Origin of the sequence: Plantibacter sp. lyk4-40-MEA-4, assembly GCF_030209415.1 — a bacterium.
GTDB classification, from domain to species: Bacteria; Actinomycetota; Actinomycetes; order Actinomycetales; family Microbacteriaceae; genus Plantibacter; species Plantibacter flavus_A.
Window position 1 is genome coordinate 184,635 of sequence record NZ_JARVSA010000005.1, and the last position, 18,580, is coordinate 203,214.

The 18,580-nt window shown below is 69.0% G+C and carries 16 protein-coding genes; 10 read left to right on the top strand and 6 right to left on the bottom strand.

The window, feature by feature from the left end; translation table 11 throughout:
• Window positions 1–28: 28 nt before the first annotated feature.
• The 4 genes from QRN44_RS10800 to gabT form a co-directional block, all read right to left on the bottom strand.
• Window positions 29–697 carry a GntR family transcriptional regulator gene (locus QRN44_RS10800; RefSeq protein WP_121290898.1) on the bottom strand — a complete coding sequence of 223 codons (669 nt, stop codon included), beginning with the start codon at window positions 695–697 and terminating at the stop codon, window positions 29–31.
• 146 nt (window positions 698–843) lie between these two features.
• Window positions 844–2,292, bottom strand: a complete 1,449-nt coding sequence (locus QRN44_RS10805) for an aldehyde dehydrogenase family protein (RefSeq protein WP_121290899.1) — start codon at window positions 2,290–2,292, stop codon at window positions 844–846.
• Entirely contained in the window at window positions 2,289–3,437 is a 1,149-nt protein-coding gene (locus tag QRN44_RS10810; RefSeq protein WP_121291123.1) for an acyl-CoA dehydrogenase family protein, read from the bottom strand. The genes QRN44_RS10805 and QRN44_RS10810 overlap by 4 nt, the downstream gene beginning before the upstream one ends.
• 32 nt (window positions 3,438–3,469) lie before the next feature.
• Window positions 3,470–4,795, bottom strand: a complete 1,326-nt coding sequence (gene gabT, locus QRN44_RS10815; RefSeq protein WP_285039136.1) for a 4-aminobutyrate--2-oxoglutarate transaminase — start codon at window positions 4,793–4,795, stop codon at window positions 3,470–3,472.
• Window positions 4,796–4,884: 89 nt separating this feature from the next.
• Here gabT and QRN44_RS10820 point away from each other — a divergent pair, with 89 nt between their 5' ends.
• Entirely contained in the window at window positions 4,885–6,234 is a 1,350-nt protein-coding gene (locus QRN44_RS10820; protein WP_285039137.1) for a PucR family transcriptional regulator, read from the top strand.
• On the opposite strand, the gene QRN44_RS10825 is transcribed toward QRN44_RS10820, so the two are convergent.
• Window positions 6,231–7,382: a CaiB/BaiF CoA transferase family protein gene (locus QRN44_RS10825; protein WP_285039138.1), complete on the bottom strand. Its 1,152-nt coding sequence runs from the start codon at window positions 7,380–7,382 to the stop codon at window positions 6,231–6,233. The genes QRN44_RS10820 and QRN44_RS10825 overlap by 4 nt on opposite strands.
• Window positions 7,379–8,398 carry a LacI family DNA-binding transcriptional regulator gene (locus QRN44_RS10830; protein WP_158596576.1) on the bottom strand — a complete coding sequence of 340 codons (1,020 nt, stop codon included), beginning with the start codon at window positions 8,396–8,398 and terminating at the stop codon, window positions 7,379–7,381. The genes QRN44_RS10825 and QRN44_RS10830 overlap by 4 nt, the downstream gene beginning before the upstream one ends.
• 141 nt (window positions 8,399–8,539) lie before the next feature.
• Between QRN44_RS10830 and QRN44_RS10835 the strand changes: the two genes are divergently transcribed.
• From QRN44_RS10835 to QRN44_RS10875, 9 genes are read left to right on the top strand one after another with little or no spacing between them, the layout of a single operon-like run.
• Window positions 8,540–10,567: a primary-amine oxidase gene (locus QRN44_RS10835; protein WP_121290908.1), complete on the top strand. Its 2,028-nt coding sequence runs from the start codon at window positions 8,540–8,542 to the stop codon at window positions 10,565–10,567.
• Entirely contained in the window at window positions 10,560–12,215 is a 1,656-nt protein-coding gene (locus QRN44_RS10840; protein ID WP_285039139.1) for an ABC transporter substrate-binding protein, read from the top strand. The genes QRN44_RS10835 and QRN44_RS10840 overlap by 8 nt, the downstream gene beginning before the upstream one ends.
• A 1-nt stretch (window position 12,216) precedes the next feature.
• Window positions 12,217–13,182 carry an ABC transporter permease gene (locus tag QRN44_RS10845; RefSeq protein WP_121290913.1) on the top strand — a complete coding sequence of 322 codons (966 nt, stop codon included), beginning with the start codon at window positions 12,217–12,219 and terminating at the stop codon, window positions 13,180–13,182.
• Window positions 13,179–14,063 carry an ABC transporter permease gene (locus QRN44_RS10850; protein ID WP_121290915.1) on the top strand — a complete coding sequence of 295 codons (885 nt, stop codon included), beginning with the start codon at window positions 13,179–13,181 and terminating at the stop codon, window positions 14,061–14,063. Before QRN44_RS10845 ends, QRN44_RS10850 begins: the two co-directional genes overlap by 4 nt.
• Window positions 14,060–15,055 (top strand): ABC transporter ATP-binding protein, encoded by a 996-nt coding sequence (locus QRN44_RS10855; protein ID WP_121290917.1) that lies wholly within the window; start codon window positions 14,060–14,062, stop codon window positions 15,053–15,055. The genes QRN44_RS10850 and QRN44_RS10855 overlap by 4 nt, the downstream gene beginning before the upstream one ends.
• Window positions 15,052–15,825, top strand: coding sequence for an ATP-binding cassette domain-containing protein (locus QRN44_RS10860; RefSeq protein WP_121290919.1), 774 nt, complete (start codon window positions 15,052–15,054; stop codon window positions 15,823–15,825). The genes QRN44_RS10855 and QRN44_RS10860 overlap by 4 nt, the downstream gene beginning before the upstream one ends.
• Window positions 15,822–16,841, top strand: coding sequence for a P1 family peptidase (locus QRN44_RS10865; protein ID WP_285039140.1), 1,020 nt, complete (start codon window positions 15,822–15,824; stop codon window positions 16,839–16,841). Before QRN44_RS10860 ends, QRN44_RS10865 begins: the two co-directional genes overlap by 4 nt.
• Window positions 16,842–16,843: 2 nt before the next feature.
• Window positions 16,844–17,488, top strand: a complete 645-nt coding sequence (locus tag QRN44_RS10870) for an FMN-binding negative transcriptional regulator (protein ID WP_158596577.1) — start codon at window positions 16,844–16,846, stop codon at window positions 17,486–17,488.
• On the top strand, window positions 17,485–18,579 hold the full coding sequence (locus QRN44_RS10875) for a C45 family autoproteolytic acyltransferase/hydrolase (protein WP_121290922.1): 1,095 nt from the start codon (window positions 17,485–17,487) through the stop codon (window positions 18,577–18,579). The genes QRN44_RS10870 and QRN44_RS10875 overlap by 4 nt, the downstream gene beginning before the upstream one ends.
• Window position 18,580 lies beyond the last annotated feature (1 nt).

Consider the following 18,580-nt stretch of genomic DNA (forward strand, 5'->3'; position numbering starts at 1 on the left):
ACTTGGCGGTGAACGGGCCGCATCCCGCTTAGCCGACTCCTCCTTCCACGTCCGAACCGTTCGCGATCCTGCGTCGGGAGAACTGGTCGATGTGCGCGGCGACGAGCCGGGCGGCTTCGTCGGCGTCCCCGGCGGTGGCCGCGGCGAGGATGTCCGCGTGTTCAGCGGCCTCATCGCGCCACGTGGCCTGATGCGCCCACGATGCCGCGGCGACGAGTGCGGTCTGGTCACGCAACCCGTCGAGCGTCTGGATGAGGAGCGGGTTACCGCACCCGGCGTACAGGGCGCGGTGGAAGGCACGGTTCGCGAGACTGCGCTGTGAACCCTCCGTCGCCTCGGTCGCCTGCTGGAGTGCGGTCGCCGCGTCGTTGAGTTCGACACCGGTCGCGACGGTGCGGCGGACGGCCTCGGGTTCAAGCAGCAGCCGGAGGTCGTAGATCGCGAGGGCGTCGGCGACCGTGAGCTCACGGACGAACGTGCCCGTGTAGGGCCGGATGACCACGAGTCCGGTCCCCTCGAGGACCTTGAGCGCCTCACGCACGGGGGTCTTGGACACGCCGAATTCGCGGGCGAGGTCGTTCTCGACGAGCGCGGCACCCGGCTCGACATCGCCGTTGAGGATGGCGGACTTGATCACTCCGAGGATGTGCGCCGTGCGCGATGGCAGCGCTCCGGCAGCGAACGGTACGGCGGACATGCGAACCTCCTCGGTCGTATATGAGATACGACCTTAGCCGCAGTGCGTGGGCGACACAAGTGGTGCCCGAACGTCATCGGCGCGGTCCCCGCGATTCGCGAGCCGTCCGTCTCCAAGACGACGCCGATGCGATCCGACGAACGAAGTCAGCCCCGCAGGTAGACCGTCCCGGTCTCGGTGAAGAACTCTCGGGCGGCGGCCCCCTGCTCCTTCGGACCGAGCGCACTCGCGCGACTGCCCCCGAAGGGCACGTGGAGATCCGCCCCCGCCGACGCCGAGTTGACGTGCACGACGCCCACGCTGATGTCCTCGATCACCTTGAGCGCGTCCGCGAGACCGGTCGTGAACACCGCGACCGACAGTCCGTACGCGCTGTCGTTCACGAGTGCGACCCCGGCATCGGTGCTCGGAACCCTGCGGATGCCGATCACCGGGCCGAACAGCTCCTCCGTCCACAGTTCCCCCGGGTCGTCCTCGTTCAGCTCGAAGATCGACGGGGCGATGAAGTAGCCGCCGTCGAGCTCATCAGGTCCGTACGGTTCAGGCGCCACCACCACTGTCGCCGTCGTTCGGGCGAGCGCGATGGCGGCTGCGACACGGTCGCGCGCGGCGCGGTCGATGACGGGTCCGACCTCGACCCCCTCAGCCTGGGCATCGCCCACGACCATCCGCTCGGTGCGCGCTGCGAGCCGACGAAGGAACTCGTCGGCGACCGCTTCGTGCACGATCACCCGAGAGGTCGCCGTGCATTTCTGCCCCGCGGCGCGGAAGGCGCCGATCGCCACCTGCTCGACGGCGACGTCGAGGTCGGCATCCGCGAGCACGAGCGATGCGTTCTTCCCGCCGAGCTCGCCCTGGAACGGGATCCCGCGCGTCGCAAGTTGCGCGGCGATACTCCTGCCGACGTTCGTCGAGCCGGTGAACGTCACTGCATCGACGTCCGCATGTGCGACGATCGCCTCACCGACGGCGGCCGTGCCGTTCACGAGGTTCAACACGCCTCGAGGCAATCCGGCCTGCTCGAGCGCCCCGGCGAACCGCATGGCGAGTACGGGGACGGACGTCGCGGCCTTCCAGACCACGGTGTTGCCCCAGACCAGGGCCGGAGCGAGCTTCCACGCCGGGATCGAGATCGGGAAGTTGAAGGGGGTGATCGCCCCGACGACCCCCACCGGTCGTCGGATCACGAGGATGCGCTCGCCAGGACTCGGCGATTCGAAGACACCACCGCTCTGGCGTTCGACCTCCTGAGCGTGGAAGCGGAGGATGTTCGCGGCATGGCCGGTCTCGGCTATCGCCTCGACGAGGGTCTTGCCCTCCTCGCGGGCCAGCTCCCGGCCCCACGCTTCTCGATGCGCCTCGATGATGTCGGCTGCGCGGAGCAGGATCGCGGCGCGTGCGCGAGCCGGTGTGCGACGCCAGCCGTCGAAGGCGGTGCGGGCCGCCGCGAAGGCGCGGTCGACATCAGCGCGTGATGCCCCTGGCCCCTCGGCGACGACGTCCCGCGGACTGCTCGGGTTGACGTCGACGAGGGGCTCTCCTCCGCCCTCGACCCAGGTTCCGTCGATGAAGTGGTGCAGGGCGATGACGGTCATGATGCTCCAGTGATGACGGTGCTGCGAAAGGCGGAGAAGCCGGTGATGTGTGCCCCGAGCACGAGCAGGTGCACCTCGTCGGTGCCCTCGTACGTGCGGACGGATTCGAGGTTCGCGGCATGGCGCAAGGGCGAGTAGTCGCCGGACACCCCGTTTCCTCCGAGCACGGTCCTCGCCTCGCGCGCGATGGCGATCGCCGCGCGAGTGTTGCTGAGCTTGGCGACCGAGATCTGATGCGGAGCGAGTTTGCCGGCGTCCTTCAGCCTGCCGAGCCGGAGAGCGAGCAGCTGGGCCTTCTCGATCTCGATCGCCATGTCGACGAGTTTCTGTTGCGTGAGCTGGAACGCGGCGATCGGCTGGTTGAACTGGATGCGGGAACGGGAGTAGGACAGTGCCGTGGCGTAGCTGTCGCGTGCGGCACCGATCACTCCCCAGCCGATGCCGTACCGCGCCTCGTTGAGGCAGGAGAACGGGGCCCTGAGACCGCGTGCCTCGGGGAGCTGTGCCGTCGACGGCAGGCGCACGTCGGTGAGCGTGATGTCGCACTGGATGGATGCGCGCATCGAGAGCTTGGGGGCGATCGGCGTCGCGACGAAGCCGTCGGAGTCCGTGGGTACGATGAAGCCGCGCAGGCCGTCATCCGTCTGCGCCCAGATGATCGCGACCTGGGCGATCGAGGCCAGCCCGATCCACCGCTTCGCACCGTTGATCACCCAGCCGTCGCCGTCGCGACGCGCGAAGGTGGTCATACTCGAGGGATCGGACCCCGAGTTGGGCTCCGTGAGTCCGAAGCATCCGATCACCTCGCCGCGCGCCATGCGCGGCAGCCACTCCTGCTTCTGTTCCTCGCTGCCGTGCTTGTAAATCGCGCTCATGGCGAGCGATCCCTGCACCGATACGAAGGTGCGCAGACCTGAGTCGCCCGCCTCGAGTTCCATCGCGGCGAGCCCGTACTCGACGGCACTCCGGCCTGCGCACCCGTAGCCCGAAAGGTGCATCCCGAGGAGGCCGAGATCGGCCAGCTCCGGCACGAGTTCCGTCGGGAAGATCGCGCGGTCGTACCAGTCGGCGATGTGGGGACGGATGCGGGCGTCGACGAATGTCCGCACACGGTCTCGAGTGGCCCGCTCGTCATCGGTGAGCATCTCGTCGAAGTCGAGCAGGTCGGGAACGGCGGTCACGCTGCGACCTCCTCGGCGGCGATGGAGCGGATGGAACGACTGAGGATCTCGAGTCCGGTGTCGAGCACGGCCGGCTCGATCACGAGCGGCGGCAACAGACGGATGACGTTGCCGTGCGTGCCGCAGGTGAGCGTGAGGACGCCTGCGGCGTGGCAGGCGGCCGTCACCCGCTGAGCGAGGTCGGCACGCGGCTCGAGCGTCCCGGGGTCGGCGAATTCGAGGGCCATCATCGCTCCTCGCCCTCTCACCTCGGCGATCACCGGGAACTCGGCGAGCAGCGGCTCGAAGTGGGCCCGGATCGTCTGCTCGATGTGCGCGACGCCCGGCAGCAGCTCGGGGTCGTCGAGCACGTCGAACACCGCGAGCGCTGCGGCGCAGGCGAGGGGGTTCCCCGCATACGTGCCACCGAGGCCGCCCGCGTGCGCGGCGTCCATGATCTCGGCTCGGCCGGTGACGGCGCTGAGGGGCAGTCCGCCGCCGAGCGCTTTGGCCGTGAGCGTGATGTCGCCGACGACCCCCTCGTGCTCGCTCGCGAAGAGACGCCCGGTGCGGCCGAGGCCGCTCTGGATCTCGTCGACGACGAGGACGATGCCGTGCGCGTCCGCGATCCGGCGGAGCCCGGCGAGGTACCCCGCTGCGGGGACGATGAATCCGCCCTCGCCCTGGATGGGCTCGACGACGATCGCGGCGAAATGTTCGTCGCCATGCTCGGTGATGATCCGCTCGATCTCGGCCAGTGCGGCATCGGCGCCCCTCCCCCGCAGTGGGTTGGCGTTCGGCCCCCGCACGACGTCGTCGGGGAACGGGCCGAACCCGTTCTTGTAGGGTTGCTCCTTGGCCGTCATGGCCATGGTCAGCAGAGAGCGCCCGTGGTACGCCTCGTCGATCACGAGCACCCCGGGACGACCGGTGTACGCGCGTGCGATCTTCACCGCGTTCTCGACGGCTTCGGCACCCGTGGTGAACAGTGCGGTCCGCTTCTCGAAGTCACCCGGCGTGTGGGCGTTGAGCCACTCGGCGACCCGGACGAACCCTTCGTACTCGGTCACCATGAAGCACGTGTGGGTGAAGCGCTCGAGCTGGGCGGCCACGTTGTCCCGCACCCGAGGATTCGCCGCTCCGACGCTGGTGACGGCGATGCCCGAAGCGAGATCGATGAGGGTGTTGCCGTCGACGTCTTCGAGCGTCGAGGCGCCGGCGCGGGCGATGAAGACGGGCAGGGTGACTGCGAAACCGGAGGCGACGGCCGCGGTGCGCTGAGCGTGGAGCTCGCGTGATCGCGGACCGGGGATCTCGGTGATCAGATGCGGCGAGATGGTCATGAGGTCGACGCTAAAGCGTGCCACGTAGGTCATGGGTGACAGTTCGCCCAACCTTGATCCCAGTCCTGTGCGTCCTGCACAATGGCGGCATGGTCTCCCTCGGTGAACTCTCGCTCGCGTCGAGCGCCGCGCTGCGCCCGCTGGTGCCGTTCGACGCCGCGCGCAGGATCACCGGGGTGCACGTCTCGGAGCTCGCCGACCCCGGCCGGTACCTCGAGGGCGGCGAACTGCTGCTCACCACCGGCATCCCGCTGCACGCCGAATCGGCAGGCCGGTACGTCGACCGCCTCGCCGAGCACGACATCGGTGCGATCGGGATCGGTCTCGGCGAGGGGTGGGAGCACGCGCCCTCCGCGCTGGTGGAGCGTTGCCGTGCGACCGGCATACCGATCTTCGCCGTGCCGGACGGCGTCCCGTTCCTCGACGTCTCCCGTGCGTACTGGTCGCTCGCGGGTCGCGGCGGACATGAGGAGGCGATGCGCACCGCGCACGCCCACACCAGACTCGTGCAGGCAGCAGCCGGCCCCGATCCGATCGTCGCGGTCGTGCGAGTGATGGCACAGGCCATCGGCGGGTGGGTGGCCTGGCTGCCGATGGGGCCCGGCGACTCGTCGGACGTCCTGCATCCCCCGTCGCTCGAGGCGATCCTGCCCTCCGTGCGTTCGGACGTGGAGCGCTCACTCCTGCGCTCAGGCGTCGAGGCGGCCTCGTTCGTGTCCCACGGCTCGACGGTCGTCGCGCACGCGGTCAGCGATGACGGACGCCCCCGCGGCGCGCTCGCGTTGGGCACGGGGAGACCGTTCGGCGGCTCGGACCGTCAACTCGTCCTGACGGCCACCGCTCTGCTCCGGATGTTGAGTGCGCAGAGCAGCGGGGATGCGACGCCCGAGGCGTGGGTCGCCCGGCTCGCACTCCGCGGTGAGCCGTCGGCCGCCCGCGCGCTCGCCGACGTCTCCGGCATCGATCTGCCCATGCTCTTCCGGGTCCTGGCCGGCGGCGATCCCGCTTTCGACGGTGGATTCGGCGCCGGGAAGTCTCACCACGGCGTGCACCTCACGCTGATGGCCGCAGACGGGGATGAGCGTGGCACGCCCCGTTCCGGAGTCCTCAGCGGACGGGTCGGCTTGGAGGACGTCGCTGCCGCGGCCGCCCGCGTCATGGCACTCCACCGTGCGGACCCCGATGCACGAACGCGCATCGATCCGGATGGGCGATCACGCCGCTGGATCGATCTGCTCTCGCGCGCCGAACCGGAACTGCGGCGTACCGTCGTCGCGTATCTGCGCAACGGTCATCAAGCCGAGCGGACGGCACGCGACCTCGGCGTGCATCGGAACACCGTCCGGCCGAGGATCACCGCCGCCGAGAAGATCCTCGACGCCTCGCTCGATGATCCCGACGTCGCGGCCGAGCTCTGGCTCGCGCTTCGATATAGCTAGCGCTCAGCATCCAACCAGGCCAGCACGGACTCGTCGTGCTCGCCGAGTCGCGGGGGTGCAGACACGCTCACCGGGATCGCGGGAGACCACGTGAGCGGGGTACGGATCTGCGTCGACCGACGGCCGTCGCTACCGATGGCGTCCCACACCGGTTCGAGTCCGAGTTCCTCCGCGAGCGCGATACCATCGCCGATCGAGTTGACGACACCGGCGGCCACGCCGATGCGATTCAGCCTCGCGGCCCATGCCGCCGCCGTGTCGGCAGCCAGGGACGCCTCGAGTTCGACGACCAGGGCCTCGCGATGCGCGACACGGTCGGGGTTCCTCTGGAACCGTGGATCGGCGGCGAGCTGCGGGCATCCGAGTTCGGTGGCCATCCGCGCGAACTGCGCGTCGTTCCCGCAGGCGACCGCGATCGGCGCATCGGCGCATCGCAGCGATTCGTACGGCGCGATCGAGGGATGCCGGTTGCCCAATCTCCCGGGTTCCGTCCCCGCGCCCAGGTGTGCCGACATCTGGTTGACCAGAGCCGCCTGCAGACTGGAGAGCAGATTGACGTCGATCCTCGAACCGCGCCCCGTCAGTTCCCGCCGCCGGAGAGCCGCGAGAATGCCGATCACGGCGTCCTTGCCGGTCAGCACGTCGACCAGTGCGACACCGGCCTTCATCGCTTCGCCTCCGGTCTCACCGGTGACGTGCATGAGACCGCCGACCGCCTGGGCGACGAAGTCGTATCCGGGCAGTGCCGCCCCTGCCCCCTGACCGAACCCGCTCACCGAGACGTAGACGAGGCCAGGGTGCTCGGCGGTGAGCGTGTCCCAATCGAATCCGAGTTTCGCGAAGGCCCCCGGCCGGAAGTTCTCGATCACCACGTCGCTCCTCGCGATCAGCTCGCGCGCGCGCGCCACGTCGACCGGATCGGTGAGGTCGAGCGCCACCGATTCCTTGCCGCGGTTCGCGGATTCGAAGTAGGTGGTGTTCCCGGACTCGGCGTACGGCGGACCCCACGCCCTCGTGTCGTCACCTGTGAGTGGTCGCTCGACCTTGACGACCCGCGCTCCGAGATCGGCGAGCGTCATGGTCGCCAGCGGACCCGCGAGGACGCGGGAGAAGTCGGCGACGACGATGCCGTCGAGCGGCGCGCTCACCGGCGCACCCGCAGCGCTCTCGACGTGGACTCCCTGGCGACGACCGTGATCGGGAACTCCACATCGGTGCCGGACGCCGCACGGCCGTCGAGCAGGTCGATGAGGAGCTCGGCGCAGGCGACCCCCGACTCGCGGGGGCGCAGATCGATCGAGGTGATGGGCGGAGTCAGGAACGGCAGCGAGGGATGGTCCACGCACGAGACGACGGTGATGTCCTCGCCGACCGTGCGGCCGAGGCGCCCGAGCACGGCGACGACCTCGATCGCGCTGGAGTCCGGTCCGCAGATGATCACATCGGTGTCCGGATTCGTCTGCAGCAGCCGCTCGGTCGACTCGCGCACCGCGTGCCACGGAGCCTCGAACGAGATCGGCGCGATGACCGGATCGAGGCCTCGCGCTGCGCATCCTCGGCGGTAGCCGGCGACGAGTTGGCGCGACCAGTCCGACGCGTCCGGAGCGACGAGCAAGGCGGGTCGTCGGGCCTCGGTGACGTCGATCTCGTCGAAGAGCCGGAGCATCGCCGCCTCGTGCGACGACCAGATCACGCCGTCGGGTACGACGTCGATGTCGTCAGGCAGGTGTTCCTGGGTCACGATCGGGATGCTCGAGGCCATCAGGGACGGCAGCCCCGGGTCTCCGGAGAGCGGGTCGCCGATGATCAACCCGTCCGCGCGGATCGGCCGGGAACGGCCGGACGACGCCGACGGGCTCACGATGGTCACGTCGATGTCGTGGGCCGCCGCGCTCGTGACGATTCCGAAGGTGAACGCCATGTAGTACGACGACCGCGACAGGACCTCGGGGAGGACGATGCCGATGGTCCCGATCGCGCCGCCGCGGAGGTGTCTGGCCGCCGTGTTGACCGAGTAGCCGAGCTCGGCCGCCGCGGCCAGAACGGCTTCCCGAGTGGCCGGCGACACGCGTCCCACGCCGCTGAGCGCGTCGGACGCCGTGGTCTTCCCGACTCGCGCGCGCCGGGCGACATCGATCAATCTTGCGCGTCGAGGCTCTTGCATGCGGCCGAGTCTAACCACATGGAGCAAGCCGTAACGCACTCGAAACACAGCAGGTCTTGCGCTGTGACCGGCTTCTCGCATACTTTTGCCGGAACGTTCCGGCAGCCAGACGTTCCGGCACCGACTTCCGATGGAGACTCCATGAACTGCGCCTGTTCCCCGTCCGACCACGTCCAACGTTCGCGCCGCCTCGGCGACGGGTCCGGCGCGCCCTACGCGACGCTCTCGGCGGACGAGCTGCAGCGTGTCGCCGGGATCCTCCGCGCCGAAGGCGCACTCGACGACGAGCATCGCATCGCCTACGTCGGACTCGACGAGCCCGACCGTACCGAGGTCGCCACGGGGCGCTCCGTCCCCCGGCGCGCGCGGGTGCAGCTCCTCGACGTCGACAGCGGACGCGCGCGGGCACTCTCGGTCGACCTCGATTCCGCCACCCTCGCGAAGGACGTGGACATCGACCCCGAGCTCGACGGCCAGGTTCCGCTGCTGCAGGAGGAGCACGAGGTCATCCGAAAGCTCATCGGAGCCGACGCGCGCTGGACCGCCGCGCTCTCGGCCCGAGGCATCGACGACCCGAGCACGGTGGCCCTCGCCGGACTCTCCGCCGGCCGGTATCCGATCGAAGGCGAGCGCGGACGCCGACTGGCTCGCGTGCTCGGACACCACCAGCCGACCCCGCAGACCATGCCCTGGGCGCACCCGATCGACGGTCTCGTCGCCTACGTCGATCTCGCGAGCAGGACGGTCGTCGACGTCATCGACACCGGCGTGATGCCGATCCCTCAGGAGACGGCCGACTACCACATCCCCGGGACCTTCGGCCCCGAACGAACGACGCAGAAGCCGATCGTCATCACCCAGCCGGAGGGACCGAGCTTCTCGTTCGACGGCGACGTGATCTCGTGGGAGAAGTGGTCGCTGCGCATCGGTTACGACATGCGCGAGGGTCTCATCCTGCACGGCATCGGCTTCGAGGACGACGGACGTGTGCGTCCGATCGTGCACCGCGCGTCGATCGCGGAGATGCTGGTCCCCTACGGAGACCCGGGGCCGGTGCGCTTCTGGCAGAACTACTTCGACACCGGCGAGTACCAGCTCGGCCGATTGGTGAACTCGCTCGAACTCGGCTGCGATTGCGTCGGCGACATCACCTACCTCGACGTGCCGATCGCAGATGCACGCGGCGAGGTCAAGGTCCTGCCGAACGCGATCTGCATCCACGAGGAGGATGCCGGGGTGCTCTGGAAGCACACGGAGCAGTTCACCGGATCGAGCGACGTGCGCCGACAGCGCCGCCTGGTGATCTCGTTCTTCGTCACCGTCGGCAATTACGACTACGGCTTCTACTGGTACCTCTACCTCGACGGCAAGATCGAGTTCGAGGCCAAAGCCACCGGCCTCGTCTTCACCGCCACCTACGACGAGCGGACCGCTCGGTTCGCGAGCGAACTGGCCCCGGGTCTCGCCGCTCCCTATCACCAGCACCTGTTCTGCGCCCGCCTCGACATGGCGGTGGACGACGGTCCGGCCGTCATCGACGAGATCGACGTCAGAACCTTGCCCATCGACGACGACAACGTTCACGGCAGTGCGATCGGATTCACCACCACCCGGCTGCGGAGCGAACAGGAGGGACGCCGCCGCGCGAACGCAACCGTCGACCGCACCTGGCGCGTGAGCAGCGCGACCGCGAGGAACCGACTGGGCCGCCCGACCTCCTATGTCCTGACGCCGGAGGGCAAGCCGGTGCTGCTGGCGCAGCCCGAGTCGGTGATCGCGTCGCGTGCACGGTTCGCGACGTCCGATCTGTGGGTCACCGCCTATGACCCGGACGAGCGTTACCCCGCCGGCGACGTGGTCAATCAGAGCGCGCCCGAACAAGGCCTCCCCGCCTTCGTCGCGGACGACGCCTCGCTCGACGGTGCCGACCTCGTGCTCTGGCACACCTTCGGCCTCACCCATTTCCCTCGCACCGAAGACTGGCCGATCATGCCTGTCGACACGTGCGGGTTCACCCTCAAACCCCACGACTTCTTCGACCGGAACCCGACCCTCGACGTCCCGGCCTCCCCCACCGCATGCGCCTGCGCTCACGAGGACACCGGCTCTGCGCACACCGAGCACCGCCCGCATCACCTCTCCGTCCACCCGTCGTCGCACCATGGCTGATCAGCCGTGGTCCGGCATCCCGAAGGGAATCACCGACATGCACATCGCAGCTCGTGCGGGGGTGGCGATGTCCGCCGTCGCCGTCCTCGCACTCACCGGATGCACCACCGGCGCCTCACCGGACGCCGGACCGACACAGGAAGAAGCGGCACCGGGTTTCCTCGCCGTCGCCGACGAGGCGTTCGACGGCGGTGGTGACCTCGTCGTCCAGGTCGACTACGACACCGCCGAGGCCGCAGGTCTCGACCCGCAGGGTGCGGCCACCGCACGCTCGTGGATGCTGGAGGGGTTGTCATACGAGACCCTCACGACGATCGACGAGAACCTCGACGTCGCGCCGTCGCTCGCCACCTCGTGGGAGACGCCGAGCGACACCGAGTACGTCTTCACCCTCGCCGACGACGCGGTCTTCTCGAACGGACGCCCCATGACGGCTGCCGATGTCGCCGGCAGCCTCCAGCGCCTCATCGACACCCCGACCACGTGGACGGGTCAGCTCGGCCCGGTCGCCTCGATCGAGGAGACCGGCGATCTCGAGGTCACGGTCACCCTGTCGGAGCCGTATGCCCCCTTCCTCGCCGCGCTGGCGAACACCCCCGCCGCCGTGCTGCCGATGGCCGAGATCGACTCGGGCGAGATCGACATCGCGACCAAGATGGTCGGAACCGGCCCACTGGTCGCCACCGCGCACCGGCAGGATGAGGAGTGGACGTTCGAGCCGAACGAGCATCACCCCGACGCCGCCTCGCTGGGTTTCTCGACGCTCACGATCGACATCGTCGGCGACGAGGCGACCAGGGCCGCCGCGTTGCGAGACGGATCGGCGGACTTCGCCGTGCTCAACTCCATCGACTCGGCGGAACTCCTCGCGAACGCGCAGGACGTCAGCGTCGTCGGGCAGAAGAACACCGACTTCCACTACCTCATGATCAACTCCCTCACCGGCGATGAGGCGCTGCAGGATGAGGACGTGCGCTTCGCGATCAACAGCGCGATCGACCGGGACGCGATCAACGAGCTCGCGTTCGGCGGTTCGACCGCGGCGACCGGCGTCACCCCCGCGGGGCTCCCCGACTCGTGCGTCGCCGAGGACCTCCCCTCCGCCGCGCACGATGTCGCAGCGGCGAAAGCCGTGATCGACAAGGTCGGAGGCCTCGATCTCGACCTCGTCGTGTACACGGATGAGCCGGTCCTCGCCCAGATCGCGCAGGTCATGCAGCAGAACCTCGCCGAGATCGGCGTGACGGTCGACATCCAGCAGGTCGACTACGCCACCTACTCGGATCAGGTGTACGGCAGCCCCGCGACCTTCGACCTCGCGCTGAGCTGGTTCGCCGGCTATGCGGACCCTGCGATGGTCACGACCTGGTGGAACCCCGAGGTCGCCGGGTTCTCGTCCGTCCTCATGCAGGGTTCCGACGGACTCGACGGCCTGATCGCGGACGGATACGCGACCGAGCCGGGGGCCGACCGGGCTGCCGTGTTCGAGGACCTCTGCGCCGTCGCCGACGAGCAGAGCGAGATGGTGCCGCTGGTCCTGCGTCCGTCCACCATCGGATGGAACACCGAGTCGCTGTCGCCGACGCTCGGCAGCGACGAGGGCTACGGCAACTTCCTGCGGTACATCACGCAGTTCCGCGCCAGCTGACATGGCCGTCGTCCTGTGGTCGCTCCGGCGCATCGGCGCCGCGCTGGTGACGCTCGTGATCGTATCGGTGCTGATCTTCGCATCCGTCCGTCTCATGCCGGGCGACTACACCGACCTCGTCCTGGGTCCGCTCGCCACCGAGGCGCAGCGGGCCCAGGCGGTGGCCGAGTCCGGGCTCGACGACCCGGTGGTCGCGCAGTACTTCCACTGGCTGTTCGGCGTCCTCACGGGTGATCTCGGCTACTCGTTCGTGTCGAACGTGTCCGTCACCGACGAGTTCGTCGCACGCCTGCCCGTCACCGGGACCATCGCGCTCCTGACCATCGTCGTCACCCTGGTGGTCGGGATCCCGCTCGGCTTCTTCGCGGCTCAGCGGTCGGAGGGTTCGGCCGGTGCCCTCGGCCGGGTCGTCAGTGCTCTCGGCATCAGCATCCCCGAGTTCCTGCTCGCGGGCGTCGTGGTCTTCGCAGCGTCGAGCCTGGGGCTCGGCGTCTCGATCGGCCGGTTCGCACCGTTCGCCGTCGACCCAGTTCGCTTCTTCGGGGCGCTCGTGCTGCCGATCACGGTGCTCGCCGTCGGCTGTGTCGCGGTGGTCGCGAGGAACACGAGGGATGCCGTGATGAACGTGCTCGTCGAACCGCATGTGCAGGCCGCCGTGGCGCGCGGCGAGACCCCCTGGTTCATCATCCGTCACCACGTGCTGCGCAACGCCGCAGCTCCGATCCTCACGATCGTCGGCGCCCTCGTCGCCGTCCTCCTCGGCGGCACCGTGATCGTCGAGTTCGTGTTCGACATCCCCGGCATGGGCTCGTACCTCCAGACAGCACTCGGGCGACGCGACTACGCGATCGTCCAGAGCGCGGTGCTGCTCGCCGCCATCGTGTTCATCGTCGCGAGCATGCTCGTCGACCTCATCGCCAACGCGCTGGACCCCCGTCTGCGCCTGACCGGAGGGAGCCGCCGATGACCGTCACCCCCACAGCCACGCACCGCGTCCGCGCGGCAGGTGACGCGACTCGCATCGCCTGGCGTCGCAGTGACACCGTGCTGCGCGCCGCGATCGTCGTGCTCGGCCTCGTGGTCGTGATCACCGTGATCGCCGTGCTCACGGGCCTGGCCGGCTCGACGACCGCGACGGTCGGCGGCCGACTCGAGGGCCCTTCCGCGCTCGCGCCATTCGGCACTGACAACCTCGGACGCTCGCTCCTCCCCCGGCTGTTCCAGGGCACGACGACCACGCTCGTCGTGTCGATCGTCGCGGTCGTCTGTTCAGCGGTGGTGAGCACCGTGCTCGGCATGCTCGCCGGCTATTACGGCGGTGCGGTGAACGAGGTGGTGATGCGCGTCGCCGACGTGCTCTACGCGTTCCCCGCACTCGTGCTCGCGATCCTCGTCTCCGCACTGCTCGGCCCCGGCCGCCCCGCGGCGATCATCAGCATCGTCGTCATCACGATCCCGCTCATGACCCGAGTGGTGCGCATCGCGACGCGCGCCGTGGCCGAACGGGACTTCGTCGTGTCGGCACGGATCAGCGGCGTTCGCACCCCGGTGATCTTCGCGCGGCGTCTGCTGCCGAACATCGCAGGCACGATCGCGGTGCAGGCGAGCTACGCGCTCTCCGTCGCGATCCTCGTCGAGGGCGGGTTGAGTTTCCTCGGCTTCGGCGTGCAGGCTCCCGAGGCCTCCCTCGGGCTGCTCATCCAACAGGGGATGCTCTACATGACCCAGGCTCCCCAGCTCGTGATCGTCCCCGGCACCGTGCTGGTGGTCTCGATCCTGTGCATCAACATCATCGGCGACGGCCTCCGTGACCGATTCGAACCGCGAGAGACGAGGTCCCTCAGATGACCGCCGTACGCATCAGCGATCTGGCACTGGAGTTCACCGGGGCCACAACGGTCAGGGCCCTCGACGGGGTCGACCTCGACGTCCCCGACGGCAGCTCGGTCGCGCTCGTGGGTGAGTCGGGGTCCGGCAAGTCGACGCTCGCCTCCGTCATCGGTCGCCTGCAGCCGCGTTCCGCGCGGATCCTCAGCGGTCGGCTCGAGGTCGACGGGATCGATGTGCTCGCTCTCGACGACGACGCGTTGCGCGGCTACCGACGCGACACGCTCGCCTACATCGCCCAGGATCCGATCGGCTCGCTCGACCCGACGATGCGCATCGGCGCCCAGCTGAAGCTCGTGCTCCGCGCTGTGGGCGACGACTGCTCCGCCCGCCGCCAGGTGGAGCTGCTGGAAGGCATGCAGATCACCGATCCCACGCGCGTCATCCGGCTCTTTCCTCACCAGATCTCGGGTGGGATGGCTCAGCGTGTGGCCATCGCCATGGCGATGTGCCGGCGCCCCCGGCTGCTGATCGCCGACGAACCGACCGCCGCACTCGACAGCCAGGTGCGTGAAGAGGTCATCCGGCTGTTGTTCGCTCAGGCGAAGGACCAGGGCACGACCATCCTGTGGCTCAGCCACGACCTGCCGGCAGTCGCCCGCTGGTGCGATGAGGTGGCCGTCATGTACGCCGGCAGGGTCGTCGAACGTGGTCCGGCACCCGCCGTGCTGGGGACCCCGGTCCACCCGTACGCCCGAGCGCTCGCAGCGACCGATCCCTCCCGCGCGAAGCGGGGAGAGCGCCTCTCGAGCATCCCCGGTTCCCCTCCGGTGTTGCACGGCGAGGCGACGGGTTGCGCCTTCGCCCCCCGCTGCGCCCACCGGATCGATGCGTGCGGGTCCGTCAGGCCCGAGCCCGTGTCACCACGGCACAGCCTCTGCATCCGCACCACGGACCTCGTGCTGGCGGATCGGCGATCAGGGCTCATCCGGGCAGAGGAGGTGTCGGCATGAGCGCTACCTCGGTGACTCCGGTCGTCGAATTCGACGACGTCAGCGTCGCATTCTCATCCGGCTTCGGAGCGGGTCGGCGGGCGATCAGGGCCATGTCCGGCGTCTCGTTCTCGGTGGCACCCGGTGAGACGCTCGGCCTGGTCGGCGAGTCCGGCTCGGGTAAGACGACGACGGGGTCCGTGGCGCTCGGGCTGCGGCGCCCCGACTCCGGAGCCGTGCGGTTCCAGGGAGCGCCGCTCGCCAGGAGCATGCGTTCCCGTGCGGGCCGGATGCAGGCGGTCCTGCAGCATCCGCGGTGGGCACTCGACCCGCGCTCGACCGTGCTGTCGTCAGTGCTCGAACCCGTGCTCGTGCACGAGCGTCGTACGCCGTCGACGGAGGAGCGCGCGCTGGCGATGCTCGAGAGCGTCGGCCTACCGGCCTCGTTCGCGACTCGCCGGCCCCACCAGCTCTCGGGAGGACAGCTGCAGCGGGTGAGCGTCGCGCGCGCACTCGTGACCCATCCCGCCTTCATCGTGTTCGACGAGGCCGTCAGTGCGCTCGACGTCTCGGTGCAGGCGCAGATCCTCAACCTCATTCAGGATCTGCAGGCGGAGCACGGCTTCGCGGCCCTCTTCATCTCGCACGACCTGGCAGCCGTTCGCTACATCTCACACCACGTGGCGGTGATGCGTGCCGGAGAGATCGTCGAGGACGCCCCGACCGAGGTCTTCTACGACCTGCCCAGCCATCCCTATTCGCGTCAACTGTTCCAGGAGCTCTCATCGTGACCGACACCCACCGTCTCGCCCCCGTCCTCGCTGCAGGACCGCGCCCATCCAACGGCGATTACGCCCTCTCCCCCGTGCACGGCACCGACCGCGGTCAGGTCGAGTACGACTTCCCGGGCGTCCTCCTCGGAACCGCCGAGTACGCCGAGGGTCCGACCGGAGCGACGGTGCTGTCGATTCCTACCGGCGCTCGGACGTTCACCGACCGCCGCGGAGGTGCCGTCGGTGCCAGCGGCCTGTACGGGTACAACCACGCCATCTGCCTCGCCGGGGGCTCGGTGTACGGCCTTTCCGCCGTCGCGGGCGTGTCCGAGGCACTGTTCGAGCGGGCCGGCCACCGTTCCGGTTTCGACCAGCTGCAGCTCGTATCGGGGGCCATCATCTACGACTACTCGGTGCGCGAGAACGCCGTCTTCCCCGACACCGCGCTGGGCAAGGCCGCTCTGCAGGCCGCGCGTCAGGGCGTCGTCGAGGTCGGCCGGGTCGGCGGCGGTGCCTCGGCGTCGTCCGGAAAGGTCGACCCGGCGCGGGTGGAGTTCACCGGCCAGGGCGTCGCCTTCCGTCAGGTGGGTGGCGTGAAGGTCCTCGTCGTGACGGTGCTCAACCCCTACGGGGTGATCCTCGATCGCTCCGGCAGGATCATCCGTGGCAACTACGACGCGACCACCGGCGAGCGCCGCCATCCTGCGCTCGACTATGAGGAGGCCATCGGGGAATCCCGGCTCGTCGACTCGATGTCCGGCAACACCACGATCACCGCCGTCGTCACGAACGTCCAGCTCAGCGACACCGAGCTCAAGCAGTTCGGTCTGCAGGTGCACAGCTCGATGCACCGCGGGATCCAGCCCTTCCACACCCCGCTCGACGGCGACACGCTCTTCGCGTTGACGACCGATGAGGTCGCCCTACCGGACAACCCCGCCACCTCCCGGGGTCGACTCTCGCTGAACTCCACCGCCGTCGCCACCCTCGCGGGTGAGACGGCGTGGGACGCGATCCTCTGCGCGGCGGGCTGACCGTGTACGAATTCGAGAAGTACCTCGCGCCGTCACAGCACGAGGTGACCGAGTTGGTACGCCTGCACCCGTTCGCGCTCGTCGTGACCAACGGTGGTGGGGCAGGCGGTGCACCCACCGTCACCCACACGCCCGTGATCATCGAGCGGATGGCGTCGGACGGCGGCTTCGTCGGCGGCGTGATGCTCGGCCACATCGCGCGGAAGAATCCGCAGTGGCGGCAGCTCACCGACGGCGACCCGGTGCTGCTGGTGTTCTCCGGCCCCCACGGCTACGTCTCACCGACCACCTACGCCGACGACCCCAACGTCCCGACGTGGGATTACGCAGCCGTGCATCTCACGGCCAGGGTGACCGTGCTCGACGGCCCAGGCGACGGCATGTACGTCGTCACCCGCACCGTCGAGGAGCTCGAACGGCTCGAACCGACGGAGTGGGACATGGAGAGCTCGCTGCCCACGTTCGAGCGCATCGTCGGAGGGATCGTGTCCTTCCGATTCGAGCTCATCGAGCAGCGCGCCGTCTTCAAGCTCAGTCAGGACAAGCCACGCGAGGTTCGGGAGCGCGTTGCGGCGGCCTCCCGTGCACGAGGCTGTCCCTATGGAGACGTCGCCGAGCTCGTCGAACGCGTCGGAGGTCACCGATGATCATCCACGAATGGTCTGCGGAGGGCGCGGGGCCCCAGGAGGAAGGACGTCGGTTCGGTGCCCGCTGGTCGCCTCAGCTCACTGCGGCCCGTGACTCCTACTTGAGACTCTTCGCGCAATCCGGTGTTCCGGCCGAGCGCGCCCGCGCGATCGCTGACGGATGCCGGGCGATGATCGAGACTCACGCACCGGAGATCGCCGACGAGTTCGTCGGTATCGCCGACGGCAGCGGTCTCTCGTCGACCGACGTGCACCTGTTGACGGCTCGGACCGAGATCCTGGCACGAATGACCCCCTCGATGGAATGCTCGACCATCGTCCACGTGCCCGAGGCCGCGAGTGCACCCCGCACCCTCCAGACGTGGGACTGGCACGAGACGCTCTCGAACGAGACCGTGGTACGGCGCCTGCGGTCGGCCTCCGGAACGAGTGTCGTGACCTTCTGCGAATTCGGCCAACCGGCGAAGATCGGCGTGAACGACCGAGGCCTCGGGCTCCACTTCAACATCCTCCATCATCGATCCGACGGATCGCAGACGGGCGTACCGGTGCACGTGCTCGCCCGCATGGTCCTCGACCGTGCATCGACGGTCGCAGACGCGGTCGAGATCGCGCGCAGCGTCCCGCTCGCAGCATCGAGCGTCCTGACCGTCGCGGCTTTCGACGGCCAGACGGCCGAGGCCGCAGCCGTCGAGGTCTCCCCCGCGGGGGTCGCGGTGCTGCCTGTTCCGCGCGGCCGCACGCTGGCTCATACGAACCACTTCCTCGACAAGACACTCGCCGCCGGCGAGTACTCGCCGTACAAGACCACGAGTGTGCCTCGGTACCAGTGTCTGACGGATGCCGCGGATCTTGCTCGAACCGTCGACGACCGGGAACGAGCTCTTGCGTTCGGTGCCATCCCCGACGCGCCGATCTCGGTGCGGGCCAGGCCGGAGGAGCCTGAGCACCTCCGCTGGGAGACCAAGCTGACGGTCGCTCTCGACGTCGAAGTCGGCGCTCTGTCCTTCGCCGCCGCAGCGCCGGCAGACGTCGTCGACGCCGAATGGCGTCATGTCGGCGTCCTGGGCGGTCGAAACCCGGTGCGTTGAC